The organism is Leucobacter coleopterorum (genome assembly GCF_011382985.1).
Classification (GTDB): Bacteria; Actinomycetota; Actinomycetes; order Actinomycetales; family Microbacteriaceae; genus Leucobacter; species Leucobacter coleopterorum.
Genome location: NZ_CP049933.1, coordinates 2,080,839 through 2,100,128, shown reverse-complemented (window position 1 = coordinate 2,100,128; position 19,290 = coordinate 2,080,839). Strand labels below are relative to the sequence as shown.

14 protein-coding genes and 1 pseudogene are annotated in these 19,290 nt (G+C 60.9%); all 15 read left to right on the top strand.

What is annotated here, in order from left to right; genetic code table 11:
- Positions 1-31 precede the first annotated feature (31 nt).
- Complete coding sequence (gene serA / locus G7066_RS09885; RefSeq protein ID WP_166330791.1) at positions 32-1,624, top strand: phosphoglycerate dehydrogenase; 1,593 nt, start codon at positions 32-34, stop codon at positions 1,622-1,624.
- 148 nt (positions 1,625-1,772) lie between these two features.
- Positions 1,773-2,210 carry a hypothetical protein gene (locus tag G7066_RS09880; RefSeq protein WP_166330789.1) on the top strand — a complete coding sequence of 146 codons (438 nt, stop codon included), beginning with the start codon at positions 1,773-1,775 and terminating at the stop codon, positions 2,208-2,210.
- 29 nt (positions 2,211-2,239) lie between these two features.
- Positions 2,240-4,114: an S-layer homology domain-containing protein gene (locus G7066_RS09875; protein ID WP_166330787.1), complete on the top strand. Its 1,875-nt coding sequence runs from the start codon at positions 2,240-2,242 to the stop codon at positions 4,112-4,114.
- A 227-nt stretch (positions 4,115-4,341) separates the two neighbouring features.
- Positions 4,342-6,594: a polyribonucleotide nucleotidyltransferase gene (locus G7066_RS09870; protein WP_166330785.1), complete on the top strand. Its 2,253-nt coding sequence runs from the start codon at positions 4,342-4,344 to the stop codon at positions 6,592-6,594.
- Positions 6,595-6,865: 271 nt separating this feature from the next.
- Positions 6,866-8,241: pseudogene (locus G7066_RS09865) on the top strand (M16 family metallopeptidase).
- Positions 8,242-8,251: 10 nt separating this feature from the next.
- Positions 8,252-9,004: a 4-hydroxy-tetrahydrodipicolinate reductase gene (gene dapB, locus G7066_RS09860; RefSeq protein WP_166330783.1), complete on the top strand. Its 753-nt coding sequence runs from the start codon at positions 8,252-8,254 to the stop codon at positions 9,002-9,004.
- Positions 9,005-9,006: 2 nt separating this feature from the next.
- A complete protein-coding gene (locus G7066_RS09855) occupies positions 9,007-9,468 on the top strand; it encodes a tetratricopeptide repeat protein (RefSeq protein WP_166330781.1) in 462 nt (153 codons plus the stop codon).
- Between the two features lie 141 nt (positions 9,469-9,609).
- Entirely contained in the window at positions 9,610-11,205 is a 1,596-nt protein-coding gene (locus G7066_RS09850) for an APC family permease (RefSeq protein ID WP_205881421.1), read from the top strand.
- A gap of 80 nt (positions 11,206-11,285) precedes the next feature.
- Positions 11,286-12,089, top strand: coding sequence for a thymidylate synthase (locus G7066_RS09845; protein WP_166330777.1), 804 nt, complete (start codon positions 11,286-11,288; stop codon positions 12,087-12,089).
- Positions 12,086-12,649, top strand: a complete 564-nt coding sequence (locus G7066_RS09840) for a dihydrofolate reductase (RefSeq protein WP_166330775.1) — start codon at positions 12,086-12,088, stop codon at positions 12,647-12,649. The genes G7066_RS09845 and G7066_RS09840 overlap by 4 nt, the downstream gene beginning before the upstream one ends.
- 9 nt (positions 12,650-12,658) lie before the next feature.
- The gene (dapA, locus tag G7066_RS09835) at positions 12,659-13,651 is read left to right on the top strand and encodes a 4-hydroxy-tetrahydrodipicolinate synthase (RefSeq protein WP_166330773.1); all 993 of its coding nucleotides are present in this window, start codon (positions 12,659-12,661) and stop codon (positions 13,649-13,651) included.
- 14 nt (positions 13,652-13,665) lie between these two features.
- Positions 13,666-15,342, top strand: a complete 1,677-nt coding sequence (locus tag G7066_RS09830) for a ribonuclease J (RefSeq protein WP_166330771.1) — start codon at positions 13,666-13,668, stop codon at positions 15,340-15,342.
- A 3-nt stretch (positions 15,343-15,345) separates the two neighbouring features.
- The gene (locus G7066_RS09825; protein ID WP_166330769.1) at positions 15,346-16,452 is read left to right on the top strand and encodes a lipid II:glycine glycyltransferase FemX; all 1,107 of its coding nucleotides are present in this window, start codon (positions 15,346-15,348) and stop codon (positions 16,450-16,452) included.
- A complete protein-coding gene (gene murJ / locus G7066_RS09820) occupies positions 16,452-18,068 on the top strand; it encodes a murein biosynthesis integral membrane protein MurJ (RefSeq protein ID WP_166330767.1) in 1,617 nt (538 codons plus the stop codon). The genes G7066_RS09825 and murJ overlap by 1 nt, the downstream gene beginning before the upstream one ends.
- A 214-nt stretch (positions 18,069-18,282) precedes the next feature.
- Positions 18,283-19,089, top strand: coding sequence for a lipid II:glycine glycyltransferase FemX (locus tag G7066_RS09815; RefSeq protein WP_244302900.1), 807 nt, complete (start codon positions 18,283-18,285; stop codon positions 19,087-19,089).
- Positions 19,090-19,290: the final 201 nt, after the last annotated feature.

The following is a 19,290-nucleotide window of genomic DNA, read 5'->3' as shown; positions in this document are numbered from 1 at the left end:
TTCTGTCGTTTATCCCCGAAGGAACCGCCTGATGCCTGCGCCAATCGTGCTGATCGCTGAACAACTCTCACCCGCTACGATTGCCGCTCTCGGCCCCGACTTCGAGGTGGTGTACGTAGATGGCACCGACCGCGACGCTCTGCGCTCTGGGCTCGCGACCGCAGACGCGGTGCTTGTGCGATCCGCCACCCAGATTGACGCTGAGGCACTGAGTTGGGCGCCGAAGCTCAAAGTTGTTGCTCGCGCTGGAGTCGGTCTCGATAACGTTGACATCAAGTCCGCGACGCAGGCTGGCGTAATGGTCGTGAACGCGCCGACCTCCAACATCATCAGCGCTGCAGAGCTGACCGTTGCCCACATTCTTGGCCTCGCTCGCCACTTGCCGCGTGCGCACTCCTCGCTGTCAGCAGGGCAGTGGAAGCGCTCCTCATTCACCGGTATCGAACTGTACGAAAAGACCGTCGGTATCATCGGACTCGGACGCATTGGTGCGCTCATTGCTGAGCGCCTGCGCGGCTTCGGCGTTGAGCTCATCGCTTTTGATCCTTACGTCACAGCAGCGCGCGCCCAGCAGCTTGGTGTGCAACTCGTGTCGCTCGAAGAGCTCATTGAGCGCGTTGACTTCTTGACGATTCACATGCCTCGTACCCCCGAGACGCTGGGCATGATTGGTGCAGAGCAGCTCAAAGCGATGAAGTCGACGGCGTACGTTGTGAACGTTGCCCGCGGTGGCCTCATCGACGAGGAAGCACTCATTGCGGCGCTCAACGCTGGTGAGATTGCTGGTGCTGCGCTCGACGTGTTTATGCAGGAACCACCCACCGATACCTCACTTACTGGGCTCCCAAACGTCAACGTGACCCCTCACCTTGGCGCCTCGACTGAAGAAGCGCAGGAGAAGGCCGGAGTGTCGGTCGCGAAGTCGGTGCGCCTTGCGCTTGCCGGCGACCTGGTGCCCGACGCGGTAAACGTCGCCGGTGGTGTCATCGACGAGTATGTGCGCCCGGGCCTGCCCCTTACCGAAAAGCTCGGCCAAGTTTTTGCCGGGCTCGCAGACGGTCCCATTGCTTCCCTCGACATTGAGGTGCACGGTGAGCTCGCCGGGCGCAACGTTGAGGCACTGCGTCTTGCGGCGCTTAAGGGGCTGTTTTCTAAGATCGTCAGCGACCCTGTGTCGTATGTCAACGCACCACTGCTCGCGGAACAGCGCAACATTGAGGTGCGGTTTAGCGTCGACGGGGTTTCAGAGAGCTACCGCAACGTCATCACACTGCGTGGTTCACTGACCGATGGCACCCCCATTTCGGTGTCGGGTACCCTCACCGGACCTAAGCAGGTCGAAAAGATCGTTGAGGTTAACGGCTACGAGGTTGAGCTGCCGATTCCTGAGCACTTGATTGTGTTCAGCTACACGGATCGCCCCGGCATCGTTGCGAGCTATGGCAACCTATTGGGTGAGGCTGGTGTGAATATTGCCGGTCTGCAGATCGCTCGCGATGAAAAGAAGGGCACGGCTCTCTCCGTGTTATCAGTCGATTCGCCCGTTGACGAGTCGCTGATTGAAGCCTTGCGTGTTGCGATTGGGGCTGAGAAGATCAGCACCATCGATATCGACGTTCAGTAGCTTCGCTCACCCAAAAGGGTGGTCGATTGGAGTGGGTTACCAAATTTAGTACTCACAGCGCTACCCCCTTTTTTCTGCAAGCCCCCGTGTGTAGTTTTTACCTACCAAGCAATACCAGGGGAGTAATTGTAGGTAAAAGGGGACCACGATGTCGTGGAAAAAGATGGTTTCGTTGGCGATCGCAATTCCGATTGTTCTGGCGGGTGCGCAACCCGCCTTTGCTGACAATGGGGCGACCGACGATCCAGCTGCGCCCACGACGAATTCGCAAGACCAGAACGAGACCGGCGATGCACCGGGGGTTGAAACGGAGTCTGGTTCAGAAACGGATGACGAAACCGGTGAGGGTGTCGATCCCGAAGCTCCCAACGGGGGAGAGGCAGAAAACCCAACACCGGGAAACGAGACCCCAAGGACTGAAGCCCCGCAACCGGAGGTGCCTCCCACGTCAAAGCCAAAGCCTAAGGCTGAGGCGAAGAAGCCCGCCTCAAAGCCGACGAATGCGCAGGCTGCAACGCCAGTTGAATCACTCACCGTCTCGGGGTATTGCGTGTCGCCCCGAGTGAGCCTGCTCAAGGCTCGGTAGCAGTAACTGCCTCCGGAGGTGCTGTAGCCATGCTGCCAGATCAGGTCAAGCTTGAAACGACAAAGGGCACGATACTTCCCCTTAATCCGAACTCTTTGGGAGAAGAGATATCTGGGGGTGAAACGTTTACCGGAACGGTGAGCCTCGGGGAAGCTGCTCAGCAGGCTATGCAAGAGATTGTTACGGATAGTTCGGCGACTGCCCGCGAGGCCCCAGACCCTGCGGTGGTCACTGAGGCCGCGGCAACAGCGACAGTTGCCGCTGGTGAAACTTTTGACGCGAAGGAGGCCGAAATTACGCCGGCCCCGCCGCAATCAAAGGGTCCAGGGGCTATGCAGCACTCGGCCGACGTTGTGCTGATTACGAGTGCGAAAGTCTCGCAGGAATCAGCGGTGCGCAACCTGATGACGCTGACTTCGAACTACTGGAAGAAAGAATCGGAGGGGCTCATCACGGGTATTACCGTAAACGCGGTGAAGCAACTGCCGTCCGCTGGTATGGACGTATGTGACCCGAACGCCGCATGGGAGGCAGCGCGAGACGAGTTTCCGGGAGTGGACCACTACGAGAACGCGCGACATCTGGTGGTGCTCGTTGACAAGAATTGCGGCCCGGGCGCAGCGGCCGGGTGGGGAGACATCTACACACTGCACGGTGGCGGCGAGATTTACGTCAATCTGGGGGCTCGGTATGCAGGCACCTCGTTCAGAGACGCCGTCGGTATTGTCGCTCACGAATTTGGTCACAACTTTGGACTCGATCACAGCGGATCGCGCTCGTGCGACGCAAACGCGTACGATGCGGCGCTTTCAAACGTGTGGCTCTTTGACCCACAGAACCGGCCATCGGGTCAGCTCTGCACGGACGACGAATACCGTGATTCATGGAGCGTCATGGGGTACTACCGCCCAGACCTCGGGCCAACAGTGCCTTCGCTGCCGATCAGTCAGAAGGCCGACATTGAGTTGCTCTCACCATCTGCCATCCCGAAGGCTACGCAGGCTGCTGGAAAAACGCAGCGTTTTACCATTCAGGCGCTCAGCACGGGATCGGGGCTCCGCGGTATTCAAGTGCAGCAGTCGGGCAACAGCGAACCATTTTATGTCGAGTACCGCAGCGGAACTGGTCAAGATTCGGGTGCGAACTACATGGATCCGAGCCAGCGCGGCGTCAGGATACTCAAGCAGTACGACCGAGGAAGCATCGTGATTTCGAAGGCTGACGGGTATTCTCTTAGCAGAGGCGAATCTCTGCAGCCGTACGGGGGACGCGCGCGAGTCACGGTGGAATCCGAGACGAGTGCCTCCGCAGTTGTGCGTGTCGACTTCTACACCTCGTTTACCGATGTGCCCGCGACCCACAAGTTCGCAGGTCCGATCCAGTGGATGCACGACACCAAAACTTCAACTGGAACTCGGCAGATTAACGGGTCCGCGGTCTACGGGCCCATGGAGAACGTGACACGCGGCGCCATTGCGGCCTTCCTGTTCAGGAGCGAGGCACCGAGCGGTTACAAGCCTGGCTCAAAGGGAAAACTACCCTTCGTAGACGTGCCGACGAGCCACCAATTTTACAAAGAGATCTACTGGATGTGGGAGAGAGGCATCTCGACCGGCACGAGGCAGAGCAACGGCACGGTCAAATTCTTGCCGAGCGACTCGCTCACTCGCGAAGCGATGGCAGCCTTTATCTATCGGGTGAATGGTGCAAAGTACACTCCGCCCGCGAAGTCGCCGTTTAAGGACGTCTCAACGAAGCAGCAGTTCTACAGGCAGATCACCTGGATGTACTCGAAGAAGATCACAACCGGAACAGCGACCAGTCAAGGCCTCGAGTACCAGCCTAAAAACATGACCAGTCGCGCGGTGATGGCGGCGTTTATGCAGCGCTCATCAAAGCTGTGAGGTGAGGATCCGCCCGTCCAGTAGAGGGCGGTGCTATCCTGAACAAGCGGGCGTCTGCCCGCATCAACGAAGAACAGAGCTCGTCGGCTGGCGGGCTGGTCTTCGGTGGTGGATCCCTCTCTGCCTACGGGTAACGGCGAGGGTGGTCTTCTACTGTTGATCAGCGCCTGCGGTTGCCGCAGCGTCCTAGGCTGTCTGCCACGCGCTCACGTACGTAAGGAGATCCCGTGGAGGGTCCTGAAATCAAGTTTGCGGAGGCCGTGCTCGACAACGGCAAGTTTGGCAAGCGCACCATCCGTTTTGAAACCGGCCGTCTCGCGCAGCAGGCACAGGGTGCCGTTGCCGCGTACCTCGACGAAGAGACGATGCTTCTCTCGGCCACCAGCGCGTCGAAGAACCCGAAGGATCACTTCGACTTCTTCCCGCTGACTGTCGATGTCGAAGAGCGCTCATACGCCGCGGGTAAGATCCCCGGTTCCTTCTTCCGCCGTGAGGGTCGCCCCTCGACCGAGGCCATCCTCGTCTGCCGTCTGATCGACCGCCCACTGCGCCCGTCGTTCGTCGACGGCCTCCGCAACGAGGTGCAGATCGTTGTGACCGTGTTGTCGATCGCTCCGGGCGAGTTCTACGACGCACTCGCAATCAATGCGGCGAGCGCGTCAACCCAGATCTCGGGTCTGCCGTTCTCCGGCCCCATCGCTGGCGTGCGCCTTGCGCTCATCGGCGACCAGTGGGTCGCGTTCCCGAATGAGGCGCAGCTCGCTGACGCCGTGTTTGACCTGATGGTTGCAGGCCGTGTTGTCGTCGACAAGAATGGCAAGGAAGACGTCGCGATCATGATGGTCGAGGCCGAGGCCACTGAGGATTCCTGGAACCTCATCAAGGCAGGCGCTACGAAGCCCGACGAGGCCGTTGTGGCTCAGGGCCTCGAGGCTGCAAAGCCGTTCCTGTCGCAGCTCGTGAAGGCTCAGGAGCAGCTCGCCGCGCAGTCGGCAAAGGAGATCCAGGAGTACCCGGTCTTCCTGCCGTACACCGACGAGTTGTACGCCGCTGTTGCCGAGATCGCCGAGGCTGAGCTTGCTAGCATTTACCAGATTGCTGACAAGCAGGAGCGGCAGGACGCCGACGACGCGCTGAAGGCTCGCGTCAAGGATGCCATCGCTGCGAAGGTCGAAGCTGGGGCACTCGATGCTTCCGCTGAGGGCCAGGTCTCGGGTGCCTACAAGTCCGTCACCAAGAAGATCGTGCGCGGCCGTATTCTCGCAGAGGGCGCCCGCATCGACGGCCGCGGTCTGCGCGACATTCGTGCGCTCGATGCCGAGGTTCAGGTGATCCCGCGCGTGCACGGTTCCGCTATCTTCCAGCGCGGCGAGACCCAGATCATGGGTGTCACCACGCTGAACATGCTGAAGATGGAGCAGCAGATCGACTCGCTGTCGCCCACGACCAGCAAGCGTTACATGCACCACTACAACTTCCCGCCCTACTCGACCGGTGAGACCGGCCGTGTTGGCAGCCCGAAGCGCCGCGAGATCGGCCACGGCTTCCTCGCGGAGCGCGCGCTGGTTCCGGTTCTGCCGGCCCGCGAGGAGTTCCCCTACGCCATCCGTCAGGTCTCCGAAGCGCTGAGCTCAAACGGCTCAACCTCGATGGGTTCCGTCTGCGCTTCGACGCTGTCGCTGCTCAACGCTGGTGTGCCTCTGCGCGCCGCCGTTGCAGGTATCGCGATGGGTCTCGTGAGTGATCAGGTCGACGGTGAGACGCGCTACGCGACCCTCACCGACATCCTCGGTGCAGAGGACGCACTCGGCGATATGGACTTCAAGGTCGCAGGTACCTCTGAGTTCATCACCGCGCTGCAGCTCGACACCAAGCTCGATGGCATCCCGTCAGATGTGCTTGCGGGCGCTCTGACGCAGGCGAAGGAAGCTCGCACCACGATCCTTGGTGTGCTCAATCAGGCAATCGACACGCCTGACGAGATGGCACCCACCGCGCCTCGCGTCATCAGCGTGAAGATCCCTGTCGACAAGATCGGCGAGCTGATTGGGCCCAAGGGCAAGACGATCAACGGTATCCAGGACACCACTGGTGCTGACATCTCGATCGACGACGATGGCACCGTGTACATCGGTGCGGTTGACGGTCCATCGGCCGAGGCCGCCCGAGCGCAGGTGAATGCCATCGCGAACCCGCAGAACCCCGAGATCGGCGAGCAGTACCTCGGTACCGTCGTGAAGAACGCCGCCTTCGGCGCGTTCGTCTCGCTGCTGCCCGGCAAGGACGGCCTGCTGCACATCTCTGAGGTGCGCAAGCTCGCCGGCGGTAAGCGGATCGACAGTGTTGATGATGTGCTCTCGATCGGTCAGAAGATCCTCGTGAAGATCACGAAGGTCGACGATCGTGGCAAGCTCTCACTCGAGCCCGTGCTCGAGGAAGGCGCTGCCGAGGCTGCCCCTGCAGAGGCCGCTGCGGAGTAAGTTTCGCGCACACTAATGCCCGCCACCCTGTAAGGGGTGGCGGGCATTAGTGTGCCCGCGGCAGCTCCGTGGACCGGTTCTTCCACGGCCCGATGCCTTCGCGGCCCGGTCTCGCCTCGAAATCGGGTGTAGTCATATTGCTGGTTGCGAGTCACTCAACTAGCAATATGGCTACACCCGATTTCAGAAGAGGGTTGCCGAGAACTGCAACTACGCGCAGCATGACTGGGCAAGCGGGGCGATGCCAGCGTGGATCGAATAGGCTGAGAGGATGCTTGAACCTATTGCCCTTCCTCTTGACCTGTCAGAACTCGCTGTTGATCTCAGCGGGGGTCTGGTTCGCCGCACGGTGCACCCGAGCGGCTTGCGCGTGCTCACTGAGTTCATGCCCGGGGCGCGCAGCACGGCGATTGGGTTCTGGGTGGGCGTGGGATCGCGTGACGAGCAGAGCGAGCGCGGCGATGCGCCGGGCAGTTTAGGCTCAACACACTTTCTCGAGCACCTGCTCTTCAAAGGCACGCCGACTCGCGACGCCTACTCGATCGCGACAAGCTTTGACCGCATTGGCGCCGAACACAACGCGCTCACGGCGAAGGAATACACCTGCTACTACGCGAAGGTGCGCGACGCCGACCTCGACGGTGCGGTGACGGTGCTTGCAGACATGGTGGCGAACTCGGTACTCGATCCTGAGGAGTTTGAGAACGAGCGGGGTGTGATCCTTGAGGAGATCGCCATGGCGGCAGACGACCTTACCGACGTCGCAAACGAGCGCTTCTTTGAAGAGGTCATGGGGATCACCCGCTGGGGCGGCCGATCGGGGGCAACCCCGAGACCATTCACCAGGCGCAGCGCGGCGATGTGGATCGGCACTACCGTGACCAGTACGACCCCTCGACGCTGGTTGTGACTGCGGCGGGCGCTGTTGACCACGACAAACTGCTGGAGCAGGTGCTCACAGCTCTCAACCTCTCGCCTGAGGAGCGCTGGCACACTGACCGTGCTGCGGCCCCCGTGCGGCGCGAGCAGCGCACGGATGTAACCACCATTCCGCGCCGCACCTCTGAAACGGCGCGCGTAGCTGTCACTGAGCGCCCGAGTGAGCAGATCAACCTCATGATCGGCACACCGGGGCTGCGCTCGGGTGATCCTCGTCGCTTCGCCTTTGGCATCATGAACGCGGTGCTCGGCGGCGGCATGTCGAGCCGACTCTTCCAAGAGATCCGCGAGAAGCGTGGGCTCGCCTACACCGCCTATTCCTTTGGTGCGAGCTACTCCGATGCTGGATTGTTTGGCATGTACGCCGGTACGGCCCCCGAGAAGGCCGCCGAGGTGGTCGAGCTGAGCCGCATCGAGCTGCAGAAGATCGCTGACAGCGGCATTACCGAAGAGGAACACGAGCGCGCCCTCGGGCAGATCGCGGGCTCGACTGCCCTCGCCCTTGAAGATTCCGATACGCGCATGGGGCGCCTTGCCCGATCCGAACTCGGCAGCGGTGAGCTGTTCGACCTCGACACCTCACTGGAGCGCTTCCGCGCGGTGACGGCGGAAGACATTCGCTCCATCGCCGCCGAGCTGGCAGCTGCCCCGACCACGGTCGTTGCGGTGGGGGACACCTCGCGCTCGACCCTCAGCGCAACGGAGTAGTTTGAGTTCCATGACTGTCAAAGTTGCTGTGGCCGGTGCGACCGGACGCTTGGGCCGCCTCGTCTGCGAAATCGTCGAAGCCGATCCCGCTTACGAACTGGTTGCAAAACTCTCGAGCCGCTCGGATGCCGAAGAGGGCGCAGAAGCCCAGATTCTTGTTGACGTGAGTCACCCAGACGCCTCTCCCGCGATTGTAGAGCGAGCCCTGAGTCGCGGTCAGCGAGTGCTGGTGGGCACAAGCGGCTGGTCAGAGGCGAAGCTTGGCCCGCTGCGTGAACGCATTGCTGGATTGGACGCCGCCGTTATCGTAGTGCCAAACTTTTCGCTTGGTTCAGTGCTTGGCACTGTGCTCTCGCAGATTGCGGCACCGCTCTATGACTCGATCGAGATTATCGAGGCACACCACCCGGCCAAGGTTGACTCCCCGTCGGGAACCGCTGTGCGCACCGCTGAGCTTATGGCTGCGGCACGCGATGGTAAGCCCGTCGCGGCCCCGTTCGCCGAGCAGCCAGCCCGTGGCGAACTTGTCGCGGGTATCCCGGTGCATAGTCTCCGCCTCTCGGGAGTTGTCGCGAAGCAAGAGGTCCGCCTCGGCGGGCCGGGCGAGGTGCTCTCGATTTCCCACGACACGCACTCAGACGAGGCCTACCGTGCGGGCATTGTGGCTGCCCTTGCTGCGCTTCAGGCGGCCAGCGGCCTGACCGTGGGGCTAGAGAGTGTGCTTGGCCTCGACGGCATTCTCGCAAACCAGAGGGGCCTGTGAGTATGGGAGCACGATCACGCGCCATCCTTGGCGTCGTCACCATCAGCGTGTTGCTGGTGCTGTACTTCGGGTTTGTTGGCATCCGTGCGATGGCGCTGCTAGCCTCGGGACAAGCGATCCCGATTGTCATGGGTGTAGCCATGCTCATACTGCCGATCATTGGGGTCTGGGCGCTCCTGCGTGAGATCATGTTTGGCAGGCAGGCCACCAGGCTTGCGGATCGCCTCGAGCAAGCGGGGCTCATGCCCGACGAGCGGGTTGACGTTTCGCCGACCGGGCGACCCGACCGGGAACAAGCCGACGCGGCTTTTCCGCGATATCAGGCAGAAGCCGAGGCTGATCCCGGCTCTTGGCAGGCTTGGATGCGGCTTGGAATCGTGTATGACGCTTGTGGCGACCGAAAACGGGCTCGAGGGGCCATACGACAGGCGATCTCGCTGGAACGCAACGAAATCCGAAGGTAATCTCACGTAAATTAGGCATTTTCGCAGGTTCTGCTTACAATCGTCCGCGGGGAGAAAGCGTCGGGGCCCCATGACCCCGTGGAATGATCATTTCTCCTTAGAGCAATGAGCGCTCAACGCGCCAGAAAGCACGGATGTCACGTGGCCAAATACGACCTGAATGCCCCCGCACCGGAGACTCGAACACTCGATTCAGTCACCGGGATCAGTAAGAAAGGGCTTCCCTCCGGAACTGTTGGTGTGCTTGGTGCACTCGTCATCGGGATCTCGACCTGTGCCCCGGCGTACACCCTGACTGCCGCGATCGGTCCCGCAGCCAGCGAAGTCGGGCATCAAACCCCCGCAATTTTTCTCATGGGCTTCATTCCCATGCTGCTGGTAGCGCTGGGATATCGCGCGCTGAATTCGGCCATGCCCGATTCGGGTACGTCGTTCACCTGGGCCACCCGCGCTTTCGGCCCGTGGATTGGATGGATGGCGGGCTGGGGCCTCATCGCCGCGACCGTGCTGGTGCTCTCAAACCTCGCCGGCATCGCGGTAGAGTTTCTCTTCCAATCGCTTGGTATCTTGTTTGATGACCCTTCTATCGCTGAGATTGCGGGCAACAAGTTCATCAACATCGCGGTGTGTCTCGCGTTCATGGCGATCGCCACGTTCATTTCGTTTCGGGGCATGACCTCTACCAAAGTGTTCCAGTACATCACCGTTGTCTTCCAGATGGCCGTGCTGGTGTGGTTCATCGCTGCCATGTTTATCGGTGCGGCTGATCCCAATAATGCTGCCGGTCAAATGCCCGACCTTTCGTGGTTTAACCCGCTTGAGGTGGATAGTTTCAGCGCCTTTGCAGCGGGCATTGCCGTATCGATCTTTGTTTACTGGGGCTGGGACACCGTGCTGACCATGGGCGAAGAGACCAAACCATCGAAGGGTCGTCTCTCGACCGAGAGTAAAGCCGCGATGATTCTTGTCGCGATCCTCGTTGTGCTCTACGTCGGCACCGCCGCGGCGACGGTTGCTTACTCCGGCCTCGGCGATACCGGTACGGGCCTCAACAACCCAGACATTGCCGAGAACGTGTTTGCAGCTCTCGCGCACCCCGTCATGGGGCCGGCTGCGATTCTGCTGTCGCTCGCGATTCTTGTGAGCGCACTGGCCTCGATCAACTCGACCGCCATCTCTCCCGCACGCACGCTGCTCGCGATGTCGCACTACAAGGCGCTGCCCTCTTCGATCAAGCGCATCCACCCGAAGTACAAGTCGCCCTACGTGGCACTGTTGTGGTCTTCGATTGTTGCTTCAGTTTTCTACGCGGTCATGCGCTTCATTAGCGAGGACGTGCTCTGGGACACGATCACCGCGCTCGGCATGATGGTGTGCTTCTACTACGGCATTACGGCTCTCGCGAGCCCGTGGTACTTCCGCAAGACAGCGCGCCGCGAAGGACTCAGCTCCATGATCTCGAAGATCGTGCTTCCCGCGATTGGTGGCATCCTATTGCTTGTAGTGTTCGTGCAGACCACCATCGACAGCATGGATCCCGACTTCGGATCGGGCAGCAACATCGCAGGCATCGGTCTTGTAGGCATCATTGGTGTTGTTGTGCTCGGGCTTGGCGTCGTGCTGATGTTTGTTCAGGCGAAGGCGCAGCCTGACTTCTTCCACGGGCGTGTGCTCTCGCGGGCAGACGCGAGTGACGATACCTCCGCCGTCGACGTGTTTGATGACGGACTCAACTAGTCGCGTCTGCTGACAGAGAACGGCCTGGATCCCGGTGGGGTCCAGGCCGTTTTTGATCGCATCGGAGGTACACTTGCGGGGTGACTGCGATCCTGACTCCCTATGAAAACCTGTTGCGCGAAGTGCTGGAGACCGGCACCCCAAAGTCGGACCGCACCGGCACCGGCACCCGTAGCCTGTTTGGGCGACAGATCCGTTTTGATCTCGCCGAGTCTTTCCCGCTGATCACGACAAAGCGCGTACACTTTAAGTCCGTCGCGGTTGAGCTACTGTGGTTCTTGCGCGGCGAGGGCAACGTCGGATTTCTCCGTGAGAACGACGTGACGATCTGGGACGAGTGGGCGAACGCCGATGGTGACCTCGGGCCCGTATACGGGGTACAGTGGCGATCCTGGCCAACTCCTAACGGTGAGAGCATTGACCAGATTTCGCAGGTGGTCGAGCAGATCCGGGTGAACCCGGATTCGCGTCGTCTGATTGTTTCAGCCTGGAACGTTGCAGAACTCGACCAGATGGCGCTCGCGCCGTGCCACGCGTTTTTCCAGTTCTACGTTGCCGATGGCAAGCTCTCGTGCCAGTTGTACCAGCGCTCGGCCGACATGTTTCTCGGTGTGCCCTTCAACATCGCAAGCTACGCGCTGCTCACCCTTATGATCGCGCAGCAGACCGGGCTTGAGCCGGGGGAATTCGTGTGGACCGGTGGTGACTGCCACATCTACGACAACCACGTCGAGCAGGTTGAGCGGCAGCTGGCTCGGGATCCCTTCCCGTACCCGCAACTTAAACTTCGCAAGGCGGACTCGATCTTCGATTACACTCTCGACGATTTTGAAGTTGTTGGCTACGAGCACCACCCCGGAATTAAGGCGCCGGTGGCTGTATGACGCATCGCCTCGGCATGATCTGGGCCGAAGCCCGTGGCCGTGCAATCGGGCGAGACGGCGTGATGCCGTGGCACCTGCCCGAAGACCTGGCTCACTTCAAGCGTGTGACGCTGGGTGCCCCTGTGATTATGGGGCGCCGCACCTGGGAGTCGCTGCCCGAGCGGTTTCGGCCGCTGCCGGGGCGCGTGAACATTGTGGTGACGCGTGATCCCGACTACGTGGCGGAGGGCGCGACCGTGGTGGCCTCCCTCGCCGCCGCGATTGACTACGCCAGTGAAGACGCCTGGATCATGGGTGGGGGACAGCTTTACCGCGAGGCCCTGCCGCTTGCCGATGAACTCGTGGTGACGCGGATCGAGCTCGACGTGCCCGATGCCGACACGTTTGCGCCCGAGTTTGAGGGTGACCCGGCCTGGCGGTTGCAGGATCCGGGAACCCCGCTCACAGCGGCTTCAGGGCTCGGCTATTGCTTCGAGCGCTGGGTACGCGACCGATCTTCGCCTGATCCACACACGGGCAATCGGCGGGGTTCTGGCGGCGAGCGCAGTAATGTCCGGTAGCCTAGTACGGTGGCAAACGTAGAAAATCCCTTCGGACAGGTCCTCGTTGCGCTCGTTACTCCGTTCCAGGCGGACGGCGAAGTCGACTGGGTCGCTGTTGAACAGCACATCGATAACTGCATCGTGAGTGGTGCCGACGGCATCGTCGTGACCGGCACGACCGGCGAGACGAGCACACTCACCGACCCCGAGAAGATCAAGCTCGTTGAGGTCGCAAAGTCGGTGTCCGGTGGGCGCGCGAAGGTGATTACGGGTGGCGGATCTAACGAGACCGCACACGCCATCGAGCTTTACAAGGCCAGTGAAAAGGCCGGGGCAGACGGTGTCATGATCGTCACGCCCTACTACAACAAGCCAACCCAGGCCGGTCTGCTCACGCACTTCCGCATGGTGGCCGACGCTACCGACTTGCCTGTCATTCTGTACGACATCCCGGGTCGCACAGGCGTTCCGATCAAGTACGAAACGATCTTGCGCCTCGCAAAACACCCGAACATTCTCGCGGTGAAAGATGCAAAGGGTGACTTCAGTGAGGTCAGCCGCGTGCTGAACCAGACTGACCTCATGTACTTCTCGGGTGACGATGCCAACGTGCTGCCGCATCTCGCAATTGGTGCGACGGGACTCATTGGCGTTACCGCGAATATCGCTGCGGCTCCGTACCGCGTGATTGTTGACGCGGTGAACGCTGGCGACCTGCATACCGCACGCGATGCTCACCAGAGCCTCGAGCCGCTCGTGCGCGCCGTCATGACGCACGTGCCCGGCACGGTTGCTGCGAAGTACATTTTGCACGGCCTTGGGCGCATTGGCAGCCCGCGTGTGCGTTTGCCGCTGGTTGGACCGGAAGAGTGGGAAGCCGCTCTCATTGAAGATGAGTTGTCGCTCGTCAGCAGCCTGCCAAACGCAGATGTACTCGGCATCGATCTTTCAAACTTCAGGCCGGACCGCAACGCGGCTGCCGGCGGTGCCCTGCCCAAAATCGCAGGCACCACTCGCTAACAACAGGAGGCCCAGTGCCCAATCCGCCTTACGCTCCGCCCGCACTCGAGAAAGGCACCCTGCGCATCACACCGCTGGGTGGTCTCGGTGAGGTCGGTCGAAACATGACCGTTTACGAAATCGACGGCAAACTGCTGATCGTCGATTGTGGTGTGCTCTTCCCAGAGGTGCAGCACCCGGGTGTGGATTTGATCCTGCCCGATATCACCAAGATCGAGGATCGCCTCGGCGACATCGTCGCGATCGTGCTGACGCACGGCCACGAGGATCACATTGGTGGCGTCCCCTATCTGCTGAAGAAGCGTGAAGACATCCCGTTGGTCGGCTCCAAGCTGACGCTGGCGTTCATCTCGGCCAAGCTCAAGGAACACCGCATCACCCCGAAGACTCGTGAGGTCGCAGAAGGGGACCGCGTCAATTACGGGCCCTTCGATCTTGAGTTCGTGGCGGTCAATCACTCGATTCCCGATGCGCTCGCGGTTGCGATCCGCACCGAGGCCGGCCTTGTTATTGGCACGGGTGATTTCAAGATGGATCAGCTGCCGCTCGACGGCCGCATCACCGATCTGCGCGCGTTCGCCCGCCTCGGTGAAGAGGGTGTTGACCTCTTCATGACCGACTCGACCAACGCTGACGTGCCCGGGTTCACGCCCTCCGAGAAGAACATCGGACCCGTGATCGAACAGGTCATCGCAAAGACCCGCGGCAAGGTTGTGGTCGCAAGCTTCTCGAGCCACGTGCACCGCGTGCAGCAGGTGCTCGACGCCGCGCACGCCAACGGCCGCCGTGTCGTGCTGCTCGGCCGCTCGATGGTGCGCAACATGAAAATCGCTTCCGATCTTGGCTACCTCAACGTGCCAGACGGCGTGATCGTTGACCTGAAGAAGAGCGGTGACATTCCGGATCACCGCATCGTCTACATGTCCACCGGTTCGCAGGGTGAGCCTATGGCTGTGCTCAGTCGCATGGTCAATCAGGAGCACCAGGTTGAGGTCGGCGAGGGTGACACGGTCATTCTGGCCTCCAGCTCAATCCCCGGTAACGAGACCTCGATTTACCGCATTATCGATGGACTGATGAAGCTCGGTGCCAACGTCGTGCACAAGGGCAATGCCAAGGTGCACGTTTCGGGTCACGCCGCCGCGGGCGAACTGCTCTACTGCTACAACATCGTGAAACCGAAGAACGTGATGCCGATCCACGGCGAATACCGCATGCTCGTGGCAAACGCCGCACTCGCGATTGAGACGGGTGTGCCGCAGAACCGCACTGTCATCGCCGAAAATGGCACGGTGGTTGATCTCTCGAACGGCGTCGCGCGCGCGGTCGGCCAGATCGACATCGACTTCATTTATGTCGACGGTAAGAGCGTCGGACGAGTGACCGACGATGACCTGCGGGATCGCCGCACGCTGGCGGAAGAAGGGTTCATCTCGGTGATCACCGTGGTTGAGACCAGCCTCGCGCAGATCGTGTCGGGCCCCGAGATTCACGCCAAGGGTGTAGCTGAGGACCAGCACGTCTTCGACTCGATCAAGCCCCAGATCGCCGATGCGCTGCAGCAGGCCATGAAGGAGGGTATGAAGGATCACCATCAGCTGCAGCAGATCGTGCGTCGCACAGTCGGTCGCTGGGTCGGAACGAAGCTGCGTCGCAAGGCGATGATCGTTCCAGTCGTGGTGGTGGTGTAGCTCGTGTCTCGCGTCGTCGCGCGTACTGCGGGCGGCGGCGAGGTCGCTGCGCGTCTCGCAACCGATCGGGAATACGCCGATTGGGATGCTCTTGTCGCTGCCAATCCCGGTGGTGGCGAGGTCTGGGGCGGTAGCTGCTACCTCGACGTCAAGCAGAAGGAAGGGCGCTATCGGCAGTATCGGCTGGTGGTGACCCGGCCGGATCGCCCAGCGATTGCCGTCTCGGTGCTCGCGAAGCGGGTGCCGTTTCTGGGGGAGTGGTGGCACCTGCCCGCTGGGCCCGCAGGTGAGGACGCTGCCGCGGTGCTTGAGGTTTCTGCTGCGGTGGCTTCGTTTGCGAGATCATGCGGTGCGTTTCTGTTGAAGATCGAGCCCCGGCTCGGGCTTGATGCTGCGGCTGCAATTCAGCAGGACGGGTACGTGGAGACGGTGCGCGTGATCCCGAACCCCTCGACCGTGCTGATGGACGTGTCGGGTACCGAAGACGAGGTGTTTGCCCGTCTTGGCAAGAAGGCCCGCAACGCAATCAATCGCGCGGGGCGCGACGGTATCGCGGTGACCCGCGTCATGGCGAGCGACGAGAACTGTGCTGCGCTGTATAAGCTGCTGCGCGAGACCGCCGAGGGGCGCTTTGTACTGCGCAGTGAGCAGTACTACCGCGAGTTTTGGCAGACCTTTAAGCGCGAGGGCACTGGGCAGATGTTCTTTGCGCATGCTGTCGGTGCTGACGGCTCACCCGAGCTTGTTGCGGGCGCGTTTGCGATGGCGCTCGGTGCGAAGACCACCTACAAAGATGGCGCCTCGGTGCGAGCGAAGAACGCCTACGGGGCCTCGCACGCGCTGCAGTGGGAAGTGATTCGCTGGGCGAACGAGCGCGGCGCAGTTGTGCACGACTTTTGTGGTGCGCCGCCCGCCGATCGTGCCGATGACAAATCGCATCCCTTGCACGGTGTGGGGCAGTTTAAGCGCTCCTTCGCACCCGAGATTACCGACTACGTTGGCGCCTTTGAGCTGCCTCTCAATCGTCGCGCCTACAGTTTCTGGGTAAAGCTCGGCGACCGACTCATGAGAAGATGGTCGCTCGCTGTGCGGAAGGATCCCTACTACTAATGGCAGCTAGTTTGATGCGCTCAAGCGCGGTGATGGCATCGGGAACGATGGTGTCGCGGGTGCTTGGGTTTGCCAAGGCAATGCTTCTTGTGTTTGCGATCGGCATGGTCGAGTCGAAATCGGCGGATGCGTTTGCAAACGGAAACTTGCTTCCCAATACGCTTTATATGATCATGGCCGGCGGCATGATCAACGCTGTGCTGGTGCCGCAAATCGTGAAAGCGGCCAAAGGTGCCGACGGTGGTGCCGGTTACATCAATAAGATTCTCACTCTGGTGTTAGTGGCGCTTGCCGCCGGTACTGCGATTGTGATGGCGGTGGCTCCTTGGATCATGGAGTTACTCACACCTGGTTGGGGAGACCCACAGCGGGCCCTCGCTATTGCATTCGCGTACTGGTGTCTTCCACAGATCGTTTTCTATGGGCTCTATACAGTTCTCGGTGAGGTGCTGAACGCGCGCAGTGTCTTTGGTCCATTTACTTGGGCGCCGGTATTGAATAACGTGGTCGCCATAGTGGGCATCGTCGTGTTTGTGATCATGTTTGGGTCGGATAGGGACGGGACCCGAACTCCAGAGGACTGGACGCCGATCATGATCGCTGTGCTTGCGGGCAGCGCGACGCTCGGAGTAATTGCGCAAGCCGTCGTGCTCTTTGCCTCCTGGCGCCGGGTCGGCATTCGATTTCGGCCTGACTTCAGATGGCGCGGTACCGGGCTTTCTCACACGGGGAAAATTGCAGGGTGGAGCCTTGCGACAATCACCGTTATGCAGCTTGGTGGGTTGATCACCCAGCGTGTCATTAATCTTGCAACGGGTGATGGAGCGTCTGCTGCTGCAATGCAAAATGCTTGGCTGATCTTCATGCTGCCGCACTCGGTGATTGCGGTCTCATTGGGTACGGCCTACTTTACGAGACTCGCCGAGTCCGGCCAGAGCGGTCGCCTTGCGGCGTTCCGTGCCGACTTCTCCGCATCAGCCCGACAGATTTCGCTTGTCATGGTGCTCGCTGCTGTCGCCATTTTCTCTGCCGCACCCTTTATTAGCTACGTGTTTAGCCTCGGGAGTAGTCCGCAGCTTGTCGAGCAGTTTGCGATCGTGTTGCAGTGTTACATGGTGGGGCTTGCCGCGTACAGCTTCTTGTTCGTTGTGCAACGCTCTTTCTACGCGCTCTCTGACACGCGCACGCCTTTCTTTTTTACGACTGTGCAGATCGTTTTGCTTGTTGCGCTAACGCTCTGCTTGGTGGTGCTGCCAAAGGATCTGATCGGCCCTGCATACGGCGTCGTTTTTGGGTTCAGCATTATTTTGCAGGCCGTGCTGGCCGTTGTGCTGTTGCGCCGTAAAATCGGTTTTATCGACGCCACACGCATACTTGCGAGCTTTTCTCGATACGTCATCGCGGCGATTCCCGCTCTTGTGGTGGGCCTCCTGTTGACCGTACTGATCGGGCAGCTTTTGCCTAATTACGGAATCGTTCTTGCATTGGTATTTGCGGCGGTAGATGCTGCTTTGGTTGCCATTGTCTACATAGTTGGCCTTCGCCTACTCAAATCACCAGAACTTGCTGAACTCACCAATTTCGTGTCCAGCAAACTCGGAAGGAATCGTTCTTGAGCTCCCTCACCGTAAGCCCGTGCACTGATCGTGCCGTTTGGGATTCGACCGTCAAAGAGCTTGGCGGGCATCCGCTGCAGCTCTGGGGATGGGGTGACCTGAAGTCGGCTCACCGCTGGAGCGCGGAGCGTGTGCTTGTTACTGATGCTTCCGGTGCGGTCGTGGGTGCGTGCCAGCTGCTGACCCGTGCGTTGCCCGGGCCGCTTGGGGGTTCGTGTACGCGCCCCGCGGGCCGGTGCTCGCGCGGTCGGCCCAGGATCCTGATCTTCCCGCCGCTTCACCAGCTCCCACCGAGGTCGCCGACGCAGTGGCCGAGTATGTGCGTGGCTCGCGTAAGGCCGTCGCAGTGTCAATCGAGCCTGATGAGGATGCCGGCCAGTTTGAGCTGGGATCCGGCTGGCGTGAGACAAAAACGCCCGTGTTGCCCGCGCGCACGCTGATCCTCGACCTGCGTCTGTCTGAAGACGACCTGATTCGCGACATGAGCAAGAAGCACCGCCAGTACGTGCGCAAGTCTGGCCGTGAGGAGAGCCTCGAGATCCGCGCCGTCACCACCGCCGCGCAGCTCGACGAGTGCCTCGATGTGTATCGCGAGACCAGCGAGCGCGCCGATTTCGGGCTGCACGAGGATTCTTACTACCATGACGCGTTTTCGATGCTCGGAAAGGACGCGCCTGTGTGGGCGAGCTATGTCGATGGCAAGCCGGTTGCGTTCCTGTTCCTGGCGAAGTCCTCGCGTACCGCGTTCGAGCTCTACGGGGGCATGAACGAGACCGGCCAGCGCCTGCGCGCGAACTACGCACTGAAGTGGCACGCGATCTGCGAGATGAAGAAGCTCGGGATCGAGCGCTACGACTTTGGTGGTCTGATCAACGACGGCGTGACCACGTTCAAGAAGGGCTGGGCCTCGCACGAGAACCTGCTCGCGGGCTCGTGGGACCGCCCGGGCCCCGGCTATTCGGTCTGGACTGAGGGCCTCCCGCTCGTGAAGAAGGTCGTGCGCGGCCTGCGGCGTCGTTGACGTGCGCGTGAGGCGCGTGTGACCCGCGCCTCACGCGGACGTGACGCGCGACGCCTGCCGCATGAACTGCGTCTTGAGTGCCGCTTTGAGACGCCCTCAAGCGGCTTGAACGCCTGGCGTGATCTGTGACCCAGTACATTTTTGCCGCGAGCAGGACCCAAGGGAACCGGGGCCGTGACGTGTACCTCGGCATGCGTGTGC

What these genes read in the sequence shown, in the direction of transcription:
- murJ (WP_166330767.1), top strand. Translation starts at nt 16,452, where the DNA reads ATGGCAGCTAGTTTGATGCGCTCAAGCGCGGTGATGGCATCGGGAACG.
- G7066_RS09855 (WP_166330781.1), top strand. Translation starts at nt 9,007, where the DNA reads ATGGGAGCACGATCACGCGCCATCCTTGGCGTCGTCACCATCAGCGTG.
- G7066_RS09880 (WP_166330789.1), top strand. Translation starts at nt 1,773, where the DNA reads ATGTCGTGGAAAAAGATGGTTTCGTTGGCGATCGCAATTCCGATTGTT.
- dapB (WP_166330783.1), top strand. Translation starts at nt 8,252, where the DNA reads ATGACTGTCAAAGTTGCTGTGGCCGGTGCGACCGGACGCTTGGGCCGC.
- G7066_RS09875 (WP_166330787.1), top strand. Translation starts at nt 2,240, where the DNA reads ATGCTGCCAGATCAGGTCAAGCTTGAAACGACAAAGGGCACGATACTT.
- G7066_RS09840 (WP_166330775.1), top strand. Translation starts at nt 12,086, where the DNA reads ATGACGCATCGCCTCGGCATGATCTGGGCCGAAGCCCGTGGCCGTGCA.
- serA (WP_166330791.1), top strand. Translation starts at nt 32, where the DNA reads ATGCCTGCGCCAATCGTGCTGATCGCTGAACAACTCTCACCCGCTACG.